The organism is Nonomuraea solani (genome assembly GCF_900108335.1).
Taxonomy (GTDB): domain Bacteria; phylum Actinomycetota; class Actinomycetes; order Streptosporangiales; family Streptosporangiaceae; genus Nonomuraea; species Nonomuraea solani.
The window spans coordinates 54,312-61,209 of sequence record NZ_FNVT01000038.1 but is presented as its reverse complement, the minus strand read 5'-3'; the positions used below and the strand labels follow the sequence as shown (position 1 = coordinate 61,209).

General features: G+C 67.8%; 7 protein-coding genes. 3 read left to right on the top strand and 4 right to left on the bottom strand.

Annotated elements, in window-relative coordinates; translation table 11 throughout:
* Positions 1–1,483 (bottom strand): AfsR/SARP family transcriptional regulator (locus C4V41_RS57500; protein WP_160150766.1); only part of this gene is annotated, 1,483 nt, incomplete at its 3' end.
* A gap of 271 nt (positions 1,484–1,754) precedes the next feature.
* Here C4V41_RS57500 and C4V41_RS57495 point away from each other — a divergent pair.
* Positions 1,755–2,285: a hypothetical protein gene (locus C4V41_RS57495; protein WP_103964512.1), complete on the top strand. Its 531-nt coding sequence runs from the start codon at positions 1,755–1,757 to the stop codon at positions 2,283–2,285.
* 205 nt (positions 2,286–2,490) lie between these two features.
* Here the strand turns inward: C4V41_RS57495 and C4V41_RS57490 are convergent, their stop codons facing one another.
* The 3 genes from C4V41_RS57490 to C4V41_RS57485 all read right to left on the bottom strand — a co-directional run bounded on the left by C4V41_RS57490 (position 2,491) and on the right by C4V41_RS57485 (position 4,702).
* Entirely contained in the window at positions 2,491–3,768 is a 1,278-nt protein-coding gene (locus C4V41_RS57490; protein ID WP_103964511.1) for an erythromycin esterase family protein, read from the bottom strand.
* A 186-nt stretch (positions 3,769–3,954) separates the two neighbouring features.
* Positions 3,955–4,113 carry a hypothetical protein gene (locus C4V41_RS63720; protein ID WP_200824985.1) on the bottom strand — a complete coding sequence of 53 codons (159 nt, stop codon included), beginning with the start codon at positions 4,111–4,113 and terminating at the stop codon, positions 3,955–3,957.
* Between the two features lie 16 nt (positions 4,114–4,129).
* Entirely contained in the window at positions 4,130–4,702 is a 573-nt protein-coding gene (locus C4V41_RS57485; protein WP_103964510.1) for a dihydrofolate reductase family protein, read from the bottom strand.
* A gap of 72 nt (positions 4,703–4,774) precedes the next feature.
* Here C4V41_RS57485 and C4V41_RS57480 point away from each other — a divergent pair, with 72 nt between their 5' ends.
* Both C4V41_RS57480 and C4V41_RS57475 read left to right on the top strand, forming a co-directional pair.
* Entirely contained in the window at positions 4,775–5,347 is a 573-nt protein-coding gene (locus C4V41_RS57480; RefSeq protein WP_103964509.1) for a TetR/AcrR family transcriptional regulator, read from the top strand.
* A gap of 187 nt (positions 5,348–5,534) precedes the next feature.
* Complete coding sequence (locus C4V41_RS57475; protein WP_146104226.1) at positions 5,535–6,857, top strand: hypothetical protein; 1,323 nt, start codon at positions 5,535–5,537, stop codon at positions 6,855–6,857.
* Positions 6,858–6,898: the final 41 nt, after the last annotated feature.

Below are 6,898 nucleotides of genomic sequence, written 5' to 3'. Positions count from 1 at the left end.
GGCGGGTGGCGTCGGCGAGCCGGCCGGCCAGGTCGGAGAGCGCCAGGCCGGGGCGGGCCGCCAGCCGGGCGCCCGCGATCCGCAGCGCCAGCGGGATGCCGCCGCACAGCCGGACGATCCGGGCCGCCGCCTCCGGCTCCGCCCGCACCCGCTCCTCGCCGACGACGCGGGTGAGCAGCGCGCCCGCGTCCGCCTCGCCGAGCGCGCCCAGGTGCAGGTGGTGGGCGTTGTCCAGGACCGCGAGCGGGGCGCGGCCGGTGATCAGGACCCGGCAGCCGGCCCCGCCCGGGATGAGCGGGCGCACCTGCCGGGCGTCGCGGGCGTTGTCCAGGATGACCAGCAGGTTGCCCGTCGCGGTGAGCGAGCGGTAGCGGGCCGCGGCCTCATCGGGGTTGGCGGGCACGGCGGTGCCGTCCAGGCCGAGCGAGCGCAGCAGGTGGCGCAGCGCCTCGATGGGCGTCAGCGGGGCCAGCCCGGCGGTGGCGCCGTGCAGGTTGACATAGACGACGCCGTCGGTGAACCGGCCGGTCAGGGTGTGCGCGACGTGCACGGCCAGCGCCGACTTGCCGACCCCGCCGGGGCCGTCGATGACGGTGATCGTGGCGGCGTCGGCGGACAGGAGCGCGGCGCGCAGCCGTTCGATCTCGGCGGCCCGGGCGGTGAAGGCCTGCGTGCCGGCGGGCAGCTCGGCGGGGGTGATCGGCTCGGCCGGGGCGGCCTGGCGCGCCGGGGCGCCGAGGTCGAGCACCGGGTCGTGCACGAGGATGGCCTGGTGCAGGCGGCGCAGCTCGGTGCTGGGTTCGGTGCCCAGCTCCCGCACCAGGAAGCGGCGGGTGCTCTGGTAGACGGCCAGCGCCTCCGAGGAGCGCGCGGCGCGGTGCAGGGCGAGCATGAGCTGGGCGGCGGGCCGTTCGCGCAGCGGGTGTGCCGTGACGTGCGCGGCCAGGTCGGCGGCCAGGGCGTGGTGGTCGCCGGCGGCCAGCCGCAGATCGGCGTGCTCTTCCAGCACGGTGAGCCGCTCGCTCTCCAGCCGGTCGGCCTCGATCCGGGCCCAGGGCGCGTCGACCTCGGTCAGCGCCGGGCCGCGCCACAGCCCGAGCGCCTGACCGAACAGCGCGTCGGCGGCCGCGCTCTGGCCCTTCGCGTGGGCGGCGCGCGCCCGCGCGGCCAGCTGGGTGAACAGGTGCGCGTCGACGCGGTCGCGGTCGAGGGTGAGCCGGTAGGCGCCGGGCACGGTCTCGATGACGTCCTCGCCGCCGAGCGTCTCCCGCAGCTTGGAGATCACGATGTGCAGTTGTTTGGCCGCGGTCGCCGCCGTGCTGTCGGCCCACACCTCCTCGATGATGCGCTCGGCGCGTACGGGCTGACCCGCCTCCAGGGCGAGCCTGGCCAGCACCCCGATCCGCCGCCGCCCGGCCAGCCTGACCACGCGATCACCCGCCGTGATCTCCCACGGACCAAGGAACCTGATCTCCAGATCCATGCGAAGCGCTCCCCTTCGTCACCGGATCTAGCAGCGTAACGATGCTCTCGTGCGCCGACGATCGTTCGCCACCGTTGACTCGCGCCGGCCTTCACACCGAACTCGATCACCGCGGCCAACGTTCTCGAAACTCCGACCGGTTGTGCGGCGGGCATCGATCGCGGCATTCCTGAAGCCCAGGAGAAATATCCATACCTGCGATATACCTCCGTCATACCGCGCATCCCTAGGTTTCTCTCATCTCAGAAACCCACTAGATAGGGGCTAATTCATGCGTGGAGCAAAACGGCTCAGCATCCTCTCCGCCATCACGATCGGCGCCGGCGCGCTGCTGGGGGTGCCCGCGGCCGCCGCGGACGAGATCCCCGCGGAGGTGGCCGTCACCAGCTCCGAAGTGGACAGCATTTCCGCCAAGGAAACGACCACGGTGGGTACGACGGGCACGGGTGTCCCGGCCATCAAGTGCCGTGCGTACACGACCACCAAAACCGCGAAGAACAACTTCGGGTCGACCATGTTCAAGTTCCACCAGAAGGTGACCTGGTGCTACAACGGTAAGAAGATCACGTCCGCGTCATCGAAGGCATGGGCGGACAGCCTCGCAGCCGGGTGGAACTACAAGGGTCTCCAGTCCACGGAAACCTCCGGCGGAGCTGGAAAGTCGTCCTACACCGCTTGGCGTCAGGGCAAGTTCTGCCTCGTCGTCCCCGGCACCGGCGAGCGCTGCATCTCTGAGAAGCGGCCCTGGATCGAACAGAAGGTCACGAAGACCGGCGGGCACTCGTCCTCGACCGGCATGTGATCGGCGGTCGCCCGCCTCACGAGGCCGTCTGGAGTGAGCGGACGCGCTGGCATCGGGCCGGTTCGCGGGAGATCTCTCCCGCGACCGGGCAGCGCCGGACTTCTGAGCTGGAGTGCGCCCAGTCGGTTCAGATGGACTTCCCGGGCCTGCCGTCGCTCGCCGATCGCACTGCCTCAGCCCAGACCCGGACGCTGCGCGCACGACCTCAGCTCCCGGCGCGTTTCACCACGTAATCGGTGCCGGTGGTCCGCGACACGTGCGCGATGGCGTCGAACGCCTCGAACACCGGCATGTCCAGGAAATAGTCGGCCATGCGCGAGTGCTGGAAGGACGCCGCGTCGTTGATGTGCGGACGGGCCGCGCGCAGATCGGCGAGCGTCCAAAGCCGGTCGGTGGGAAACGCCGCCTCGACGCTGCCCTCGGCGGGCGGTGGAAGCGACGCGTCGTACCAGGCGCCCTGGGGCCGCTCCGGGGTCGGTTCCCCCAGCGTGGTGGTCCGGCCCAGGCTCGACGTGACACCGATGGCCCGGTAGTCGTCTCCCAGGGCGGCAGCGAGGTGGGCGCCGACCGGCAGGAGCGGGTCGCCCTGGCCGTCGGCCGCCGGTGTGCGCTGGATGTGCCAGTTGTGCGCCGCCAGCACCACGCACGTACCGCCCTCCAAGAGGCGCAGCACGGATTCGGCCATGTAGACGTCACGAAACGTCGAGGCGGACGCGAAGCCCTCCTGGGCGTTGGCGCGATGGAGCTGGTCGAGGTACCAGGCGCCGCGCAGATGCCACATGGCCGTGTCGTGCTCGGCCCCGTGGCCGTGGGCGCGCTGGACGAGAGTCAGGCGCTGCAGGTGCCCCATCAGCCGGCTCAGCGCGCTGGTGAGCAGGTCCTGCTCGCCAGGATCGAGGCTCTGGTAGCGGCTGAGCGCCATGAAGGTCACCGGGTCGTCGAAGCGCTGTGTCACGCTGACCGCCTGCTCCAGCACCGGAAGCGCCTGTGGGGCGGCCCGGCGCACGTAGCCGGCCACCTCCTCCAGCGCGGGCAGAGGCGATGCCGCGGCCCCGGGCAGGTCAGTGCCCAGGCACCGCAGCGGCGGCTCTGCGATGGTGTGGTTCCGCTCTCTCATCCAGGTCAGCGTCTCGTGCATTTCCCGGCACTGGCCCAGCGACAGGGCGATGCCGTCCGCTGCGACCTGCTCCACGGTGCCGGGGCCGCCGCGAACCCAGCCGTCCAGGACCTGCCCCTGGGTGAACGGGGCCTCCAAGGCGTACACCTCGAAACCGCACCGTTCGACCAGGAACCTCAGGATGCGGTGGCGTACCTGATAGAACTCCCGGATGTGGTGGGAGCTCTCACCAAGCGCCACGACCCGCGCGCCGCCGACGATATCGCGCAGCGGTTCGAGATCGTCTATAGGGAACCGGAAGTCCAGGGTTTCCAGAGCCAGAGCACGATCGCCGACCCAGCCGGCGAAACTCGTTTTCACGTCCATGCCCGACAGCGTTTCGTGGCGGGCCTGCCATGGTCGTCATGCCTGAGGAGGGACCTGGACTACGGCAGGCGGAGCAGTCGCGTTCCTGGCTACCACAGGGGAAGTTGGTGGGGCCGTAAGGCGCTGGCTGCCGACGGGAGCGCGATGGCGTCGACGACGTCCACCGCCATGTCTTCCGGCAGGGGCTCAGTACCCGCTGCGGCGGGGGGCGGCGGTGGGGCGGCGGGAGAGGTTGGTCCGGCCCGTGGGCTTGAGGTCGCGCGCCGGCTGATCGTGCCGGAGCGGCGATCGGGCCTGGTGCTCGGTCCTGGCCTGGGTGATCGTGGCGGGGAGTTTGATATGCATGCTTCCTCCTTGGGTGTTAGGCCCTGGTGAGCCAGGTGACCTGGGTGCCGTTGTCGAAGGACCTGCGCTGGGTGGGGGTGAACAGGGTGGGGCGAAATTGTCCGGAGAACACGGGGATGCCCGCGCCCGCCACCACGGGGTAGCTCTTGAGGATGATCTCGTCGATCTCCGGGAGCAGGGCGGCGGCGAGCCTGCCGCCGCCGCAGAGGTAGATGTCCATGCCGGTGTCCTCGGCCTTCAGCCGCCGGATGAGCTCGATCGGGTCGCCGGCCTCCACCCGCACCGTGGGGTCGTCGATCGTCAGCGTGCTGGAGACGACGTACTGGCGCAGGTGGGCGTAAGGGCTGGTGGTGGGGACGTCCAGGGCCGGCTCGTAGGTGCCGCGGCCCATCACCAGGGTGTCGAAGACCTTGTTGGGCGCGTCCTGGAGGCCGACGAGCTTGCGGATGTGGGTGGGGAGCGTCTCGGGGTAACGCTCATTGATCCAGGCGGCCATCTGGTCCGACACGGGGTAGAAGTCGAACTCGGCGTTGGGGCCCGCGATGTAGCCGTCGAGGGAGGCGGCGATGTAGTAGACGAGCCTTCGCATGTCGATCAACTCCCGATGTAGTACTCTGTTTGGAGTGGTCAAAACGTAGTACTACAAACGGAGTGGTGTCAAGTGCGGACTAATCCCGAGCGGCGGCAGGCCCTGATCGACGCGGCCATCGAGGTGCTGGCCAGGGAGGGAGCGCGAGGGCTGACCTTCCGGGCCGTCGATACCGAGGCGGCTGTGCCCCCGGGCACGGCCTCCAACTACTTCGCCAACCGCGATGACCTGTTCACCCAGGTAGGCGGACGCATCTACGAGCGGTTGCTGCCCGACGAGGCCACGATCGCCCGCGGCCGGGAGGGCGTGCAGGACGCGACCCGCTACGCCGAGCTCATGCACGAACTGGTGGATCGGGTCTCCGCCTTCAACTCCGGATACCTGGCCCTGCTCGAGCTCCGGCTGGAGTCCACCCGGCGCCCTGAGCTGCGCGCGGTGCTGACCAAGCGCATCCGCGAGGACATCGACGCCAACATCGGCTACCACGCCACGTCGGGCCTGCCCGGCGACTCGACCTCGGTGGTGCTCCTCTATCTCACTCTGAACTGGCTCATCGTGGAGCGGCTGACGCTGCCTGACATCTTCACCGAGCAGGAGATTCACGAGCTGGTGGACGCCGCCGTGCAAAGATCGCTGAAGGCCTGACCTGTGAGGCGACCCAAGGGCTCGGGGAGCGGGTGGTGGCCGCGTCTGCCACCAACTCCAGTAGATCACGCTTGATCCAGATTTGCCGCGAGCCCGAGCATTCCAGGAGGTGGGAGGGCAGGGGGAGGAGAGTACCGACCAGCAGGCCGGGCACACCTCGGCCTCAATTCGCCGAGGGGGGATCGGTGTGGAGCACGTAGCACCGCAGAAAGCTGATCTGGCGAATGCCGGGAGACGGCGCAAAGTCCTTGCCATCGTCATGGGCCTCGGCCTGCTGGTGAACGTGGGCCTGTTCGGCTGGATCGGGGCGGCGGACCTCAGCGGCGCGATGTCCTTCACGGGGCGGGTGACCGGAGTGGCGCTCGTCGTGGTCGCCTTGGTCATGTTTATCGCAGCGTTGGCCGCGTACAACTACCAAGGCACGCGGCGGCTCGAATACTCAGGCGCCCTGGCGATGTTCGGCTATGCTCTCGTGTTCATCGCGAACGCCTTGATGCTCATCCTGCAGTATCAGGGCCGCGACATCACCCTTTCCCTAGGGGCATGGTTTGCCCTTCTCGTGTGGAGTGGCTGGGCGCTCTGGAAACTCTATCGTCAGGGCGCCTGGCACGGCCTGCTGCACCCACGGAGATTCGCGGCCGGCGTCACCGCGACCGCGGTGCTGGCGGCCGGCAACTTCGCATACACTCAAATGTACCTGCCTCACATGAGCCCGACGAAAATAAATTTCAGCACACGCCTCGACAAGCCGGTGGCACATCCAAATGGCGATTCGGTCTATCTGCCCCTGACCATCAGCATCAGAAACGACGGCACCAGCGAAATTTACGCTGTGGGCGTGGTGTATTGGATATGGGGAGCCATCCAAGAATACACTCCGCAAGCGCGCACCGTCATGCACTGGGCCAAGGACCTGAGAAGACTCGGCGATCAACACCTTTACAGATTCGCCGACTTGCGGAAATTGGAACTTCTCGCCACAGGCATAAATCACGTGCCCCCAGGAAGTCCGCTGAGTCCGGGCGCCGTCACGGCCATAGAGAAAATAGTAATGCTGCCCAAAGACCGACAATACGACATAGTGGAGGCCAAGGCGCAACTCATCGTCGCCCGCAAAGACAGACTGGGAGTCGACGCGCCCTCAAAACCCTCATATGTCACGTCCAGTGCCGACAGCGGACGAGAGAGGCCTCCTTCCTGGGTGCTCAAAGGCTGGCAGAAGAACACCCAGTTCATCAAATACAACATGCGCATCAAGCAGCCCAGCAAGTTGCTCGAACTGACGCGTGCCGAAAAACGGATCACGGTATGGGTGTTGATCGGATCCATAAAAGCGGATCCCGCCTCCCCTTATGTCGTGTTCAACTGGATGATCGTGACAAATGGCGAGGAATCACACAAGCCAACCGACAAAGACAAGTCCCTGGAAGTCGCTCAATACGGCCTTACAGACATCGGCGCCACATCATCCGCGACGTCCCTCGTGACGGAGACCACCCAGCACGATTGAAGCCGCTCCCACTTGACCTTGACGCTGCGGTAGTGGTCGGT